This is a genomic window from Pseudomonas sp. GW822-FHT02G04 (genome assembly GCF_058802085.1).
On the sequence record NZ_JBXANU010000001.1, the window covers coordinates 353,073 to 367,894 of the forward strand.

General features: G+C 56.3%; 14 protein-coding genes. 8 read left to right on the forward strand and 6 right to left on the reverse strand.

The genetic code is table 11. The features are described 5' to 3' along the window. Positions 1–11 precede the first annotated feature (11 nt). Entirely contained in the window at positions 12–1,190 is a 1,179-nt protein-coding gene (locus AC1RO5_RS01640; protein ID WP_493172146.1) for a thiolase family protein, read from the reverse strand. 398 nt (positions 1,191–1,588) lie between these two features. On the opposite strand from AC1RO5_RS01640, the gene AC1RO5_RS01645 reads away from it, so the two are divergent. The 7 genes from AC1RO5_RS01645 (at position 1,589) to AC1RO5_RS01675 (ending at position 9,482) form a co-directional block, all read left to right on the forward strand. Further along, positions 1,589–3,253, forward strand: a complete 1,665-nt coding sequence (locus AC1RO5_RS01645) for an AMP-binding protein (protein ID WP_493172148.1) — start codon at positions 1,589–1,591, stop codon at positions 3,251–3,253. 308 nt (positions 3,254–3,561) lie between these two features. Then, positions 3,562–4,134, forward strand: coding sequence for a VOC family protein (locus AC1RO5_RS01650; RefSeq protein WP_493172150.1), 573 nt, complete (start codon positions 3,562–3,564; stop codon positions 4,132–4,134). 28 nt (positions 4,135–4,162) lie between these two features. Continuing rightward, complete coding sequence (locus AC1RO5_RS01655; RefSeq protein WP_493172152.1) at positions 4,163–4,996, forward strand: sugar phosphate isomerase/epimerase family protein; 834 nt, start codon at positions 4,163–4,165, stop codon at positions 4,994–4,996. A 33-nt stretch (positions 4,997–5,029) separates the two neighbouring features. Next, complete coding sequence (locus AC1RO5_RS01660; RefSeq protein ID WP_493172154.1) at positions 5,030–5,437, forward strand: nuclear transport factor 2 family protein; 408 nt, start codon at positions 5,030–5,032, stop codon at positions 5,435–5,437. Between the two features lie 97 nt (positions 5,438–5,534). Beyond that, on the forward strand, positions 5,535–6,602 hold the full coding sequence (locus AC1RO5_RS01665; RefSeq protein WP_493172156.1) for an amidohydrolase family protein: 1,068 nt from the start codon (positions 5,535–5,537) through the stop codon (positions 6,600–6,602). Continuing rightward, the gene (locus AC1RO5_RS01670; RefSeq protein ID WP_493172158.1) at positions 6,599–8,173 is read left to right on the forward strand and encodes a hypothetical protein; all 1,575 of its coding nucleotides are present in this window, start codon (positions 6,599–6,601) and stop codon (positions 8,171–8,173) included. Before AC1RO5_RS01665 ends, AC1RO5_RS01670 begins: the two co-directional genes overlap by 4 nt. 1,039 nt (positions 8,174–9,212) lie before the next feature. Then, a complete protein-coding gene (locus AC1RO5_RS01675; protein ID WP_493172160.1) occupies positions 9,213–9,482 on the forward strand; it encodes a hypothetical protein in 270 nt (89 codons plus the stop codon). A gap of 16 nt (positions 9,483–9,498) precedes the next feature. On the opposite strand, the gene AC1RO5_RS01680 is transcribed toward AC1RO5_RS01675, so the two are convergent. The 3 genes from AC1RO5_RS01680 to mobH all read right to left on the reverse strand — a co-directional run bounded on the left by AC1RO5_RS01680 (position 9,499) and on the right by mobH (position 12,591). Next, on the reverse strand, positions 9,499–9,807 hold the full coding sequence (locus AC1RO5_RS01680) for a hypothetical protein (protein ID WP_493172162.1): 309 nt from the start codon (positions 9,805–9,807) through the stop codon (positions 9,499–9,501). 160 nt (positions 9,808–9,967) lie between these two features. Next, entirely contained in the window at positions 9,968–10,255 is a 288-nt protein-coding gene (locus tag AC1RO5_RS01685; protein WP_493172164.1) for an Arm DNA-binding domain-containing protein, read from the reverse strand. A 584-nt stretch (positions 10,256–10,839) separates the two neighbouring features. Next, positions 10,840–12,591 carry a MobH family relaxase gene (mobH, locus tag AC1RO5_RS01690; protein ID WP_493172166.1) on the reverse strand — a complete coding sequence of 584 codons (1,752 nt, stop codon included), beginning with the start codon at positions 12,589–12,591 and terminating at the stop codon, positions 10,840–10,842. A gap of 222 nt (positions 12,592–12,813) precedes the next feature. On the opposite strand from mobH, the gene AC1RO5_RS01695 reads away from it, so the two are divergent. Then, entirely contained in the window at positions 12,814–13,008 is a 195-nt protein-coding gene (locus AC1RO5_RS01695) for a DUF7740 domain-containing protein (protein ID WP_020300924.1), read from the forward strand. A gap of 140 nt (positions 13,009–13,148) precedes the next feature. On the opposite strand, the gene AC1RO5_RS01700 is transcribed toward AC1RO5_RS01695, so the two are convergent. Both AC1RO5_RS01700 and AC1RO5_RS01705 read right to left on the reverse strand, forming a co-directional pair. Further along, entirely contained in the window at positions 13,149–14,111 is a 963-nt protein-coding gene (locus AC1RO5_RS01700) for an ArdC family protein (protein ID WP_493172169.1), read from the reverse strand. A 134-nt stretch (positions 14,112–14,245) separates the two neighbouring features. After that, positions 14,246–14,575 (reverse strand): hypothetical protein, encoded by a 330-nt coding sequence (locus AC1RO5_RS01705; protein ID WP_493172171.1) that lies wholly within the window; start codon positions 14,573–14,575, stop codon positions 14,246–14,248. Positions 14,576–14,822: the final 247 nt, after the last annotated feature.

A 14,822-nucleotide genomic window follows, 5' to 3' on the forward strand; every position in this document is an offset into this window, starting at 1 on the left:
CTGTTGCCTCTTTAGTATCGTTCGATGAGGGTTGCGTTGGCGAGACCGCCGGCCTCGCACATGGTTTGCAGGCCATAACGCCCGCCGGTCTGTTCGAGGGCGTGCAGCATCGTGGTCATGAGGCGAGCACCGGAAGCGCCCAATGGATGGCCCAGGGCGATTGCCCCACCACGGGGGTTGAGATATTCCGGGTTGATGTCGAACTCTTTAAGCCAGGCCAAAGGGACGCTGGCGAAGGCTTCGTTGACCTCAAAGTGATCAATGTCCTTGGCTTGCAGGCCGGCTTTGGCGAGTACCCGGCGGGTGGAGGACAGCGGGGCTGTGAGCATCATGATCGGGTCGTCGCCGATGACATCGAAAGCAACGAAGCGTGCACGCGGTGTCAGGCCCAAGCGCACGGCCGTTTCTTCGCTCATCAGGAGCATGGCGGATGCGCCGTCGGCCAGCTGCGAGGCGTTGCCTGCGGTTGCTCCCCAGTTCAGTTCTGGGTAGCGTTGGAGCCAGGCATCGTCGATAAACGAGGGCGTGAGCTGGGCCAGGCCTTCGGCAGTAGTCGTATCGCGTATGGTTTCGTCATGGCGCAGTTCAATGCCGTTGGCGCTGACTGGAATGATTTCGCGGGCAAACGCCCCCGAGTCTCTTGCTGCGGCGGCGAGCCGGTGAGAGCGAGAGGAGTAGGCGTCAAGCTCCAGGCGACTGATATTCCAGCGTGCGGCGATGCGTTCGGCGGCAATGCCCTGGGGGATCATGCCACCTTGGTAGCGTTCGTAGAGCGTCGCTCCGAAAGGGTCCTGGCCGATGCGTGCACTGAACATGGGCACGCGGCTCATCGACTCGACACCTCCGGCGACGACGATGTCATAGGCTCCGGCGGCGATGCCCTGAGCAGCGAAATGGATGGCTTGCTGGCTGGAACCGCAGCGGCGATCCACCGTGGTCGAGGGTACCGTTTCCGGCAGACCGGCCCCGAGCCAGGCAAGCCGGCCGGGAGCTCCAGATTGCTCACCGACCTGACTGACGCAGCCGACGATGACGTCATCGACGGTTGCCGGATCCAGATCGTGGCGAGACATGAGAGTCTTGAACAGGCCTGCGAGCAGGTCGGTAGGATGAACAGTAGAAAGCGCGCCGCCTGCCTTGCCACGTGCCATGGGCGTGCGGATCGCATCGACGATTACCGGGTTTCGCATAAGTTTTGCCCTAACTTGTTTGGCTGCGTTTTGAATGCATTAACCGTTGAGAAGGTCGATCGAAAACGAGCGCCTCGGCAACGGACCAGGCCAAGCATAGGGGATACACTGGGGCGGAAAACGGACTGGTACAGCGGGGACAAATGCTATTGCCATCTCAATCATCAATCATGAAAAGAGACGTATGCGCGTGCCGTCGTCAGGCATTGAAACGCACCGGTCCGTACGACTCACCGCATCCAGCAATCTGTCCATAAATGCAAGAAGATTTGCCCCTGCTGTCAAATAACCCCCCAAACGCCGCAATACGGGACGCAACGTCTCGACAGGAGAAAACAACGCAGCTAATAAGACCTTCGTTTTTGAAGCGGTTTAACCATTTAGACGAGGTCCTGCTCATGTTAAATAGCGAACATGCCGAGAGTCGCGCACAGTCCTTCAACGGCGGTGAACCGGATGACGAGCTTCGTCCCGACCGTCTCGACACAGTGGTGAATGCGTTGGCTCGCGCCGTCGATCGTGCGGGGGACAAGGTCTTTCTCGACGTACAGGGTGACACGATCACCTATGCCGAGATGGATCGGCGTTCGACCCGCCTGGCGAATTCGCTGGCGAGACTTGGCATAGGAAAGGGCGCGACCGTCGTTACGTTGCTCGACACGAGTGTCGACGTGGTCGCGACATGGTTCGCCATCAATAAGCTGGGCGCGCTATGGGTACCGATCAACAATGCCTACAAGCAGGATTTCCTGCGTCATCAGATCGCCGATGCGGGTGCGCGCTTGATCATCTGCGATCCGATCTATCTTGATCGCCTACTCGAAATATCCGACAAGCTCGATCAGGTATCGCTCATCCTGTGCCGGTCGCAAGGCCCCTTTTCACCGTGCAACATACCCATCCAGCCGTTCGGCGAGTATCGAGGGTCGGACGACACTCCGATCGCTACGCCCATCGAGCCAGGCGATCTCGCCTGCCTGATCTACACGTCGGGAACGACCGGACCTTCAAAGGGCTGCATGATCAGCCATAACTACATGTGTATGCAGGGCCGGCAGCAGCGCCGGTGCATGCCGGAGACGGCTGACGAAGTCACCTGGACGTGTCTGCCGCTGTTCCACAGTAGCGCCCAGACTGCAGTAATGGGGGCACTAGTGGCTGGCCATCGCGTGGCAATCTGGCCGCGCTTTTCGGTAACCACCTTCTGGTCGGACATCGAACAATCTGGCGCCCGCAATGCCATCTTGATGGCGTCCATTTTCGCCCTCATCGCTCATGCCGCTGAGAGCGAGGCTGAGAAGCGCTGCTTCGGCCAATTGCGCATGATCGTGGGACATCCCATAACGCCTGAGATCAGAAAAGTATGGAAGGAACGTTTCGGCGTTGCCACTGCGTCATCCTGGGCGTTCGGGCAGACTGAAGGGTCGCGCGTGACCTTGGCGACCATGGATGATAATCCTCCGGAAACCTCCGCCGGCCGGCCAGCTGAGGAATTTGAAGTGAAGATCTTCGATAAGCATGATCGTCCGGTGCCAGAGGGCGAAATCGGTGAGATCGTGTTCCGGCCCAAATATCCCCACGTCATGTTCGAAGGATATTGGCTGCGACCGGAAGACACGTCTCGGGCCTGGCGTAACCTCTGGATGCATACCGGAGACCTGGGTCGAATGGAGAATGGCTATCTGTACTTCGCTGACCGGCAAAAGGACTATCTGCGCTGTCGCGGCGAGAACGTCTCGAGCTTCGAGCTTGAGCGCACCTACATCGCCAATGACTGGGTTCAGGAGGTGGCGGTGCATGCCACCGGCGTGCAGAAAGGCGAAGACGACATCAAGGTCACGATAGTCCTGCGGGAAGAAGCAACCCCGACCGAAGAAGATGTGTGCCGGTGGTCGATCGATAATTTGCCTCACTTCGCGGTGCCGCGTTTTTACGAGTTTCGCAAGGAGCTGCCCAAAAACCCGACGGGCCGCGTGCAGAAGTTCATGCTGCGCGACGAAGGCGTCACTGCAACCACCTGGGATCGCGACGCCGCGGGCATCATCGTACGCCGCAAGCTGTGAGCGGGTTGGTCACGTTGGAGAAAAGCCTCGCGTGAACACGGGAGGGACTTGTGCGCGAAAGCCCAGTTTCGCGCGCCCTCGCAAGTCCCGCAGCGGCAAGTCAATGCTGACGTCAGGCTACCGACGAAGAAGTGCGTAGCAACGGATGCGCCGCATAGCGAAGCTTGGGCCTGACCCCGCAATCATATTGTTCTGGCGCTGTCATTTGGCGCTGGACCTGATGCCCGGGGGATAGACGATGGCTAAGCTTGCGGCGACCTAAGAAAAAGGTTTACCGCGCGCCGTGCGTGGGAACTAAGGAGCTGAGAATGGTTTATCCTTTCGCGATTACGCAAGGCCTACCTGCAGGGTTAGGCACGATAGAGCAGATTTGCTTCATCACCACGGACATCCCCGCAAGCGTGGATTTCTGGGTGCGGACGTTTGGCGCCGGGCCATTCTTTCATATGGAACATATCGGTCTGCTCGACGTGAAATATCGCGGCGTGCCGACAGTGATTGATCAGTCGATCGCGCTGGGCTACTGGCAGGGTCTTCAGATCGAGTTCATTCACCAGCACAATGATGCCGAGTCGATCTTCACGGATTGGACGAATGGCAAGCGGGCCGGGCTGCACCATGCGCTGGTACGTTCGCCTGACGTGGAGGCTACGCGCCGTGATCTTGCAAAGGTCGGCATCACAGCGGCTCAGGAAGCGCGCATCGGCCTTGGGGGCGAATACATCTTCTTCGATATGAAAAGCCCCGATATCCCGTATCTGGAAGTTGTTCGCCTCGATCCCGTGTTCACCCCCTTGTTCGATTATATGAAGCGTGCCGCAGTCGATTGGGATGGCAGCAATCAGCTTCGTCAGGTTCCTGACCAGTCCGAGTGGCAGTAAAGCCGCCTAACAAGACAGGAGAAAAACTATGCGACCTCTGGCACTGCATCAACTGACGGCTCTAGACGTGACCCCTCTTGAACTCGTGGGGCTGGCTGCGGCGAATAATTGCCAACGCATCGTGACGTGGGTGCACGACCCCGTCGATCCCTTCCCTGGTAAGGGATGGCCCCAGTTCCATTTTCCATCGATCACGCCGTCAACCAAGGCTGAAATGAAGCGAAGCCTCGCCGACAATGGCATCGAACTGGCGAATATCGAGATGTTCCCCATCGCGCAGGGCATCAACTTGGAGGATTACAGGCCTTATCTGGAGATGGGCGCGGAACTGAACGCTGCGCGTGCGGTGGTGCATATCCATGACCTTGATGAGAACAGAGCGATCGACAGCCTGCGCGCATTCTGCGAGATGGCAGCCGAGTACAACATCGGTGCCGGTATTGAGTTTATGGGCCTGATCGGAGCCTGCAATACACTTGAACGCGGCTTGTTCTTTGCCAAAGCGATCGATATGCCCAATGTCGGCGTAGCGCTTGATTTCCTCCATCTCATCCGGACCGGCGCGTCGATTGAGGACGTGCGCACAGTACCGGCCCAATACATCAGCTATGCGCAAATCTGCGACGGTTCCACGTTGGGCGCCATGGATGACTATCTGGCAGAGGGCCTCAACCGCCTTGCCCCCGGAGAGGGTGTGTGGCCGCTAAAGGAGCTAGTGGGGGCGATCCCGCTTGCGACTGCGATAGACATCGAGGTTCCCCTAACGGTTCTCAAGGACCAGGGGATGTCGGCTGCTGACCGGGTGGCGAAGGCTGCCAGTGCTGCGCGTGCAGTCCTCGATAATGCAACATACGAGCGCTGATTCATTCGAGACAAACACTATACGGAGAGAGATATGGCGAGTGACGAACTCGATCTTGTAGCACGCTTCCAGGCCGCTATGGCAACGGGTGACTTCGATGCCGTTGTGCAGTTAGTCCATCCGGAGTTCGAGGTGGTCCAGTCGCGGGCGCTTCCCTATGGTGGCAGCTATCGTGGACGCGAGGGCTTTCTCCAGTTCCTCGGTATTTTCTTCTCTACATGGAAGATGGAAAAGTTTGAGGCGGTGGGTCGCTATAACGCGGCTGTGAACGCCCCATCTTTTTATGAAGTAGTCATTCAGTTCCATCTCGTCGGATCGGCGGTCGAGACGGGCGAGCCGATCGATACGACGCTGCTAGAACAGTGGACGTTCAAGGATGGCTTGCTCTACTACTCCAAGCCGCACTGGTTCGTGCCGCCGCGTGGCGTCGCCCAAGCATAACGAGGTTCCGAGCAGACCTGCACGGGTCGCGCGAGGAGTTGATAAATCACAGATCGAACCGAAGTGTAATTGAAACGGATCCGGAGACATTTAAACCATGAAGGAAATGAACGATAAAAATCGGGGTGAGCCAATTCTGACTCCCGATCTTCCCATCATTGATGCTCACCACCATCTATGGGCCACGCCTCCGGCTCCTTTTTTTCCTTCCTATGATGAGGACGACGTTCTCGCGGACAAGACCGGCTCTGGTCACAATGTGGTAGCGACGATTTATGTCGAAGCGCAATCGCACTATCGTACCGAAGGCCCTGCGCATTTGCGTCTTGTGGGAGAGACCGAATATATCGAGAAGTTCGGGCGCTCCGCCGATGCGCTTGGCGGCAAGGCAGCCGGGGCTTGCTCTGGCATAGTCGCGAAGGCGGACCTGCTAATGGGCTCGGCAGTGGCCGAAATATTGGCGGCTCACCGCGCTGCAGCCCCCGATCGCTTGGTGAGCATTAGACATCGCGTCAGCTATGACCCGGAAGTGCCGCAACATAGCGGTTCTCCCTCCGGCGAAGCGATGCTCCCCGCTTTCAGGGAGGGTTTCGCGGAACTTGGCAAGGCTGGCCTATGTTTCGAGGCGGCGTTCTTCCAGTCACAGCTTGGCGAGTTGTTCGATCTCGCCAGCGCATTTCCCGATACGCGCATCGTCATCAATCATGCTGGCTACCCTATCGGGGTCGGGCGCTACGCAATGGCGCGCGACGAAGGTTTTCGGGATTGGCGGGAAAAAATGCGGACTCTCGCGCAGCTGGACAATGTCTTCGTCAAGATCGGCGGGCTGAACATGGAGTTCACCGGGCTGGCCGCACCCGATGCCATGCTTCCATGTACGTCCGACCAGGTTGCAGAGCTTCAGCGGGACCATGTGCTGACGACGATAGACCTCTTCGGCCCTGAACGATGCATGTTTGAAAGCAATTTTCCCGTCGATTTGCCGCGAATATCCTATTCGGTACTCTGGAACAGCTTCAAGAAGATCGTGCAAGATTTCAGCCAGGAGGATCGCGAACGCCTCTTTGCGGGCACGGTCTGCGCCGTGTATGGGCTACGTCTACCCGATGCGCTCGGTTTTGCGCAAGAGTTGCGTCCAACACCGCATTCAATAGGCCACCAATGAACTCTATCGCCCCCCAAACCCCTGTCATCATCGGTGTCGCGCAAAAAACGGTTCATCGCGGCCAGCAACCCGGACCCGAGCCGCTTGCGGCATGGGAAGAAGTAGCGCGTTCGGCCGCGCGCGACAGCGGCGTGAGCGACGACGCGCTGGCACAAATCGACGCCTTGTACATCACCGACTGCATGACTTGGCGTTATGACGATCCCGTCGCCCGATTGGCTGAACGGCTGGGCGCTGACCCGAAGGTCAGACTGCTGGGCCCGCCGAGTGGAACATCTCCCCAGTCATTGGCCAACAATGCCTTTGATGCGATCCGCCAAAGGCAGGCGTCGCTTGCTCTGGTCTGCGGCGGCGAGGCGCTCGCGACGATGCGGCACTATCACAAGCAGGGAACCATACCGCCCTGGAGCCACGCGCATGCCGACGGCCCGGGACACTGGTTCGATATCGATAAGCATCAACATCCCGGCGAGGCGGCCATTGGGCTGACTGAGGGCATAGGCGCTGTCTATGGGTTCGCGATGCGTGATATTGCCCGTCGTGCGCATCTTGGCATCGCCCCCGACGTCTATCGCCAGCAACTTGGGCAGACGCTCTGCGCCATGACATCCGTAGCAGCGCGCAACCCCCATGCCTGGTTCGGTGAGCAGCGCTCCGCCGATTTCCTCGTCACGCCTCGTCCGGACAATCGCCTCATCGCCTATCCATACACGAAGCATATGGTGGCGATCATGGATGTCGATATCTGCGCTGGATTGCTGATCGCAAGCGAAGAATGGGCGGACGCGAACGGTGTTCCACGCGAACAGCGCGTCTATCCTTGGACATCCTGCTATGCCGAGGATCCGGTATATATCGCCGTGCGCCCCGAATTGTGGAAGTCACCCGCCATGGAAGCCGCGAGCCGAGCGGTGCTCCACAGCGCGGGCCTGACGATGAACGACATCGACCATGTGGATCTCTATAGCTGCTTTGCCGCAGCGGTGAATTTCGGTCGTGATTCGCTTGGCGTACCGGATCGTTCCGGTGAGGCTGTCACCGTAACCGGCGGCCTGCCCTATGCAGGCGGGCCTGGAAGTAGCTTCGTCCTTACGTCCATTGGGCGGATGGCGGAGATGTTGCGGGCCAATCCGGGCTCGAAGGGCCTTGTCAGTGGGCTGGGTATGATGATGTCCAACCATGTCTATTCCATCTATTCGACGACCCCGCCCGGGGCCGATGTACACCAGCCTGATCAGCCGGCCGTGCAAGCGGCGCTGGACGCTATCCCACAGCTCCAGATCGACGATGACTACGTTGGGCCCGCCAACATCGCAACCTATACGGTCATGTACGATCGCGAGGGCGTGCCAAGTCATGGCGCGGCAATTTGCGACCTGCCAACGGGCGACCGATCCTATGCTCGGATCGTTGATCCCGAACTGCTGCTGGAGGCCGAGCGCACCGAGCTGGTAGGAAGGAGGGTTGAAATTGCGCCCGGCATGGTGGTCGGGACCATCGTTGCCTTCGCCCCCGTTGATTATTCCGCGGTCGCCAGCCTGCCCTCCATTTTCGGTTTTCCAAGCAGTTGATTGATATCAGTAAGGGGCAGTCGACTCCCGAAACCAATGATCCACACTCATTCTGAAATCGAGGTGCTCAAGGTCGTTTCACCAGAGAAAATGAGCCATGCAACATTTAAGAGATAGGTGAGCGGTTGCAAAGGGTAGCGGTGAAATAAAAAAACTTGGACTATTTGGAAGGCAGAGAAATGAGAATAAAAACAATGCTAATCTCATTCGCGGTTTTTTCACTTGTTGTGCTGCTGTGCGTGTTTGTGGTGGGAAAAACGAGCCAGGTTAAATATGAGAATATTCCACCTGGTTGCCAGCAATTGAACTATGGATGCTCGCTGCCCTCCGATTTTCGAGGTTGGCCTCAGTTTCGCTGAGCGTCTGTACTGATGCATTGATTGACAATTGGATCGGTGCGGAACAATAAAGTAGACATCTGCTGTTAAAGCGGTCACCGGATAAAATGTTAGGTGATCAGGCGTCGTTGGGAGGGATTGGCGAGTTCACGACCATGGCGATCGCGCCGGAAATATTTTCACCAAAAAAATCGAGATATCACCGATGCCGGTTACACATCGAGTTGAAGTCTTTGGCGGGCCCCATGAGTTCGCCTACTCACGAATATAACGCGCAAGCGCTTTTCAATGTAGCGAAAGAGCTGATGAGAGGGGTTTCGCAAAAGGCAATATGGCGATAGAGTTATCTGTCGAGGCGACGTAGATACTCTGAGTATTTGCAGATTTCTAGAAGGTAAGAGGTGCATTTTGCCAATAGAATGCAATTATTCATAAAGCGGTAAAAGGCTTTCGATCATGTGAAAAGCCAGAAGCTACATCAATGGAAATTGACGGCAGAATAAAGAAAGATCTTCAAGGGGCTTCTTGTAAGGGCTACGGTGCTGACAAACTTCCGCGAGCTCCTTGTTTATCCAAAGCTCCAGGTTTTCGGCATCGATAAAGTAAGTGTCGTCCAGAGGAGGCCCCGCGGTAGTGATTTCCTCCACAAGAGGAGACTTTTCTTCATTCGTAGCCATACCGATCGAAATGAGGGGGTTCTAATGCTGTGCCCCATCGTAGGTGCTGTGCTGGAAAATGCTCATACAACGCTTTTGGGGACCCAAGGCATCGTCCTGATTCCAGGGTTCAAGATTCGTCAGCCCCTCTGCATATTGCCGATTCAACCTTGGTTACGGGGTGTCGCCTGTCAGGGTGTGCAACTCCTTGAATTGACGCAGGGCGAAGGCGGAAAGAAACACGTGATTGTCTTGGCGCTTGCCTCACAGGCCTTTGGTGTTCTCGGCTGGGAGAAGCCACGTTCCCTTATCTAGGTCGACGTGTTGCCATTCACCCTTCAGTAATTCGTCGATGCGGCAGAGAGTACTCAAGCATATCCACAATGCGAGTTGGGCTTTTCTTTCCAGGGCGCACGCCGGAATATCTCTGGCCGGCGGGGAGGGCGCCATAGTCTCGCTCCATGCGTTCGAAAATGTTGCGCAACTCCCTGATTTCATCGACAGACAGTACTCGGCCGCGCTGTTCCTGGTAGTCGTGCTCGAGCAGTTTTTCGACTTCCACCAACTCGGACGGGTTGCCGTCAATCATCAAGCTGCGCCGGGGCTTCCGTTTTTCCGCCCAGCGCAGCATCTGACCCATATCATTGTTCAGGATGACTACAGCCCGGTTCAGGCCGCGTGCTCGTAAAGCACGTAGCACATCTAGTCTCGCAGCGCCTTCTTACCTATGGCAGGCAGCACGTTCTTGCTGAAGCTGCGCCTTAGTTCTGCATTGCCGTCCTGACGGGCTAAACCGTCCGTTAGCCACTGTCGAATAGCTCGGTTACTGTCAAGTTCTCGGTGGCCTTCCGCTCGGCTTTGGCAATGATGGCCTTGTTTGCTGCCTGTTCTTTAATCCTATTGGCCTTCTTGTCATCGCTGGGGTTGATGCCCTCGGCCACTTTCTGGCGTGCACGGTCGCGTTCGGCGCGGATGCTGGCTATTCCAGTGTCAGGGAAGGTCCAGCATTGATGCCACGCTACCTTGCCATTCCAGCGGAATGCGTATTTAAAGCGGATGCTGATTGAACCGTCCGCTTTTACTCGCACCTCTCCAGATAAGCCGCCACCGTCGCTAGGTTCTATTTTTTATGCCGAGCCGCAAACTTATAATAGCGCTACTGGTTCTAAAGCCAGGTATGAATTTCAGTTGGGTGCTAGCTATGCGTCGGATTACTATCCTATTTAGGGGGTTATAAATTTGCAGACAAATCCTAATAGTGTGGGGAGTGTCACTGTTTTTGTCGGCCTTGAAGGTGCGTGTTTACGCAATTTAATCGCTGATTCAGAATCTGAGGTTTTGAAACGGTTTAATATTGTGTTTGGTGTTCCGCCATTCAAAACAGAGTGGGAAACTCATTCTTTGATGGAGAATGCATAAATCCTGCTGGATGAGCAGGTAGAAGAGATTCCTTATGCAGCGCTAATAACCCATGCTCGTGCCATGAAGTGTTGTTGATGCTCTATAAAACTAGAGATTATAATTCTTCATTTGAAGTTGCTCCGCTTGGCTCTAAGTCGGCAACGATTGCATTTCGCTTTGTTTGCAGCTGAATATCGTGGCGTCTCCGTTCGATATGATTATTCACGTCGCTCCCAGGGAAGATCCAGCGGTAGAGGGAAAGTGCATCTTTTTACTGCTTGGTGTGATGGTGGTGTGGGGGGTAGTCATTTTCAACTGTCAGATAAGAATTGTCGCTAGGGCGCTCATTAAATATTATTTTTGTGTCTTCTATCAAATAACCTTTAAGTTTTGAGGTTTTTCTGGGTCCTTGAATTTTACAACTCCAAATATTTAGTCCGTTATCGCGTTTTTTATGTATTTTTAAATTTTCGAATTGCTTCTGCACCCAACGCCATTCATCAATTTCTTGAGTGGCACCCTGTGAGACACCGGGAAACTCCTGCACATAGCGTTGGAAGAGGCCAGGTGTGACCAGAAATACGCTGCCACACACCGTGTGGATTTTAGCCTTGCTGTCATTGATGGTCAGGTTGTGGCTCAGGATGCCTTCCTTGACCCAATTCAGGAATGCCTGACCAGGGTTATCCGACGAGGGATTTGAGATTTCGAGAGTGCTTGATGATGCGTCGCTGATCTCAGGCTCTTCCAGCTCGAACATATCCAACAACGTTCCGAGATAGTCAGCGTCTTCCATCGCCATGGGATCTGTCAGCGAAGAGCTTTGACGCGATCTTGTACTGACAGTCTTAGGCGTTGGTGGTGATGCTGGTGCGTCAGTCAAGTGGTCATCGGTCGCAACGTCCACCGTTCCGCTGAAAGCCTCAGGCCGGTCTTCGTTCCCCCAGATCAACGCGGGCTGAAGGCGCAGAAAAGTAAAGGTCTGCCCCCAGTTTTCCTGTGCGACAAGAGCGGTCCAGATGGCTTTGCCATCCGGGGTAGACTCGACCAGCCCATGCGACTGGAGTTCATCGAACACAGCGATGTTGGATGAAGGAATGCCCTCAATCGATTGCGACAGCAGGTAGGCTCGCAGCTTATCCGTGACCGTCTTGCTGACGAGCCAGAGTGCGTCTTGAGTCAACCAACCCGCGGCACCTGGCTGGTTGAGTTTCAGCTCATGTTGAACCAAATGACGCAGTCCGCTGATCAAGTGATGTTGCAGCGAATGAATAGGGGCCAGCAGTGCCTTGCTTGGGTTGCCGCCGATGTTCTGCGCGGTGGAGACGCGGTCGGCCTGAATCACCAACTCACCCAGCACACCGGCACGTTCGTATTGGCCCGCCAGGACATACAGCAGGCAGGCCCACAGCGACGGAAATCCACTGAGCCAGTCCAAGATAGGGCGGTCGAGAATCTGGGTATAGAGTAAGCCTGCGGCGGCGCCATGCAGGTGGTAGTCGCGACCCTTGATGTAACGAAAACGGTAGGGCTGATCCAGGGAGCCCTGCCAAGGATGCCAAACACGGCCATCCTGGCGTTCGACCAGCAGGTCCACGGCGATCTTGCCGATGTCATGCAGCAGGGCGCCATAGGCGATGCCAGCCGACCAGGCATCGGTCTGGGCGGCTTGGTCTTCGGGCGCGGCGCCGGTGGGAAGCAGATACGACTGACGCAGTTTCAAACTGCAAGCGACCAGCTCCAGGCCATGGTCGAGCATGCCACCGAGATACGCATGGTGGTGCGTCTCGCTGGCCGGGAGTTGCTGGACCTGTTCGGCGTAGCGATGGATCGGATTTAAGTAGAGCTGGGTGAATTGGACGTGGGAGAGGGCGGTGTATTGCCAGATGCGATCGAGCAACTGACGGCGGTGCTCCACTGCTAAGAGGGTATGGGCAGACTCGATGGACAGGTAACCTTCGGCGACGTTGACGGTCGGTGGCGGAGGGGGCTTCTGCCTTTTGTGGCGAAACAGACTGAGCATCGTGACCTCCGGGAAGTGGCTGGGTCAGTGGCCTTTTAACCTTTTCGGATAGCGCTCTTACCCTTGAGTGCCCATTCCCTTCCAACCCTTACCCGTCCTTTTGGCTCGTGTCCCTTTGTGCGGCAATCGGAATATGGATACTCATAGGCATCATTTTTTTTGGGGCTAGTACGGAAAAGAAAAGAGCCGGTACACTGCGGTGCATATTTTTTAGGTCTTGCCATGAACCTCACTGACGCCACGCTCGTGCTGCTGCTCGCGGCACGTATCCATGGGACCGACGAAGCCGTCAGGGCCTCGGCGAAGAGCGTGGTCAAGAAGTTACCGCGCAGTAAACGCGATCTGATCTACAAGGTGATCGACAGCCGGAGTCCGCTCGAGCTGGTGGATTTTCTGGCGCAGAACCTGGATACATAACGGCATGCTGCGGGTGTGCGCCCCTCTCTTGTTCTTTGCGTGAGGGGGCCGCCGTATGATTCCGTCTGTTTTCTGGAAACAGAAAAAAGGGCTCAACTCGCGTTGGGCCCTGTGAAGCGTTTGCAGCGGTGAGGTAACGATCAAGCTCCATCGTTCATGCACAGTGAGTCATCCAAGACCGCTTGCTTCAGTTGCTGCTCCAGGTTGAGTACATACTCCGAGGCGCTTCGGGCCTGGCCACTGGCACGAAAGATCGCGCGCTTGTCAGCCTTGAGCAGGCTGAGCCAGGAATCGATGTAGCCCTCGTGTCGCAGCGCTCCCTGTATCCCGGCGTAGGCACATAAAAAAGCAGCGCCCATCTCGGCGATCAACTCCTCAAACGCGTAGCCTGGCGAGCCGAACGGACAGGATGACGTCACGCCTTCGCGCTGCAAGCGAGAGTGATGCCCGGTCCAGTGCGTCAGCTCGTGAAGTGCGGTGGCGTAGTACCCACCTTCATCGTGAAATTGCGCTTTTGTCGGCAGTTGGATGAGATCCCTGATCGGGTGGTAAAAGGCTTCGTTGGCAGATCGATGAACGATGTGTGCGCCAGTACTTAACAGCAGATTTTCCGCAGCGCTGTTGGCCCGGAAGGGATCACTTGGTTCCGTCTCTAATAGGGTTTCATTGAGCGCTTCGACCCCCTCTGTTTGCTCAATGTTGAACAGAAAATGCGTCTTGAGAAGGCCAAAGTGAGTGACCTTGGGCTGACCGTTCTCATCGAGTACGGGTTGGCCTGACTCGGTCTGTTCCTCGCGCTCCATCGGCTTGTAGAGCACAGCCAGAGTACTGTGCTCAGCCTTACGGATGTGCCCACCGGCCTTTTTGGCTTGGTTGAAGGTCAGCCAACGATCTTGAGTGAACCCCTGCAACCTGGCCTCGGCCCAGAGCAATGGTAAGTTGATCCCCGAATAGGGACGCCGCGTGATGGCGTTAATGGGGTAGGGGTGATGATGACCGACGTTAGCTGAGCCACTTGAGGACCAGGGTTTGATCCAGGGGGCAACGCCTTGGTCCAAAGCGGTAACGATCTTGTCAGTCACGTCTTGGTAGATATCGCGCATGGCATGTTCCTCGAGAGAAAACGGAGGAACGCCTTGCCCGTCGGGGAGGGTTCCCCGGTGGGTGATGGGTTGGATTGATGCAGGACTGCATGCCGTCCGGTGTGAATCTGGATCTTGAGTACGACCGTACGCGTTTAGCGTTGGTGTTCTCCTGCAAGCGCTATCAGCAAGGCGTCAGGCTGGTCCGGCTCTTGGAGCAGGCTGAGGCTCATTTGCAGCACCGGGTCATGGCGTGGATGACCCGGTGACGCGATGTGGACTACCTCAAACAGCACATAGGGCTCGTGTGGATAGGCCCGGTGTGCCTCGAAGGCTGCGCGCAGTACGTGGCTCAGCCGATTGACCTGCAGCTTCTCAGGATGACCTGAGCGCTCGAGTAGTACTGCGCGTTGCCAAGCGCCAGGCGTGAACACAATGGGCAACCGAAGGGGGCTCAGTGCTTTCGGTGTAAGTGAGTCGGACATGGTGTGCCTCCGTTGAAAGCGCGAAGAAACCTGTCCCGTGGGGGAAAGAATTTCCCCGCGATGGGTTGAAGAAAAACAAGAAAGTTTGCCTGACGAGCAGAGCTCGGAAGGCGCTCAGGAGAGCAGTAGGCGTTCATCACCGTAGAAACGGTCACCGTGCGAGCTACCGAACGCTCATCGCACTTGGGGAGAACCATCACCGAAGTGACGTAGCCTTGAAGGCTCTGGCTACCTGGGAAGGTGCTGT

Excerpts from the sequence above, each read along its gene's own strand:
- mobH (WP_493172166.1), bottom strand. The coding sequence starts at position 12,591 with ATGCTCAGTCTGTTTCGCCACAAAAGGCAGAAGCCCCCTCCGCCACCG.
- AC1RO5_RS01700 (WP_493172169.1), bottom strand. The coding sequence starts at position 14,111 with ATGCGCGATATCTACCAAGACGTGACTGACAAGATCGTTACCGCTTTG.
- AC1RO5_RS01680 (WP_493172162.1), bottom strand. The coding sequence starts at position 9,807 with ATGGGTCAGATGCTGCGCTGGGCGGAAAAACGGAAGCCCCGGCGCAGC.
- AC1RO5_RS01655 (WP_493172152.1), top strand. The coding sequence starts at position 4,163 with ATGCGACCTCTGGCACTGCATCAACTGACGGCTCTAGACGTGACCCCT.
- AC1RO5_RS01695 (WP_020300924.1), top strand. The coding sequence starts at position 12,814 with ATGAACCTCACTGACGCCACGCTCGTGCTGCTGCTCGCGGCACGTATC.
- AC1RO5_RS01670 (WP_493172158.1), top strand. The coding sequence starts at position 6,599 with ATGAACTCTATCGCCCCCCAAACCCCTGTCATCATCGGTGTCGCGCAA.
- AC1RO5_RS01675 (WP_493172160.1), top strand. The coding sequence starts at position 9,213 with ATGCTGTGCCCCATCGTAGGTGCTGTGCTGGAAAATGCTCATACAACG.
- AC1RO5_RS01660 (WP_493172154.1), top strand. The coding sequence starts at position 5,030 with ATGGCGAGTGACGAACTCGATCTTGTAGCACGCTTCCAGGCCGCTATG.
- AC1RO5_RS01665 (WP_493172156.1), top strand. The coding sequence starts at position 5,535 with ATGAAGGAAATGAACGATAAAAATCGGGGTGAGCCAATTCTGACTCCC.
- AC1RO5_RS01650 (WP_493172150.1), top strand. The coding sequence starts at position 3,562 with ATGGTTTATCCTTTCGCGATTACGCAAGGCCTACCTGCAGGGTTAGGC.
- AC1RO5_RS01645 (WP_493172148.1), top strand. The coding sequence starts at position 1,589 with ATGTTAAATAGCGAACATGCCGAGAGTCGCGCACAGTCCTTCAACGGC.
- AC1RO5_RS01705 (WP_493172171.1), bottom strand. The coding sequence starts at position 14,575 with ATGTCCGACTCACTTACACCGAAAGCACTGAGCCCCCTTCGGTTGCCC.
- AC1RO5_RS01640 (WP_493172146.1), bottom strand. The coding sequence starts at position 1,190 with ATGCGAAACCCGGTAATCGTCGATGCGATCCGCACGCCCATGGCACGT.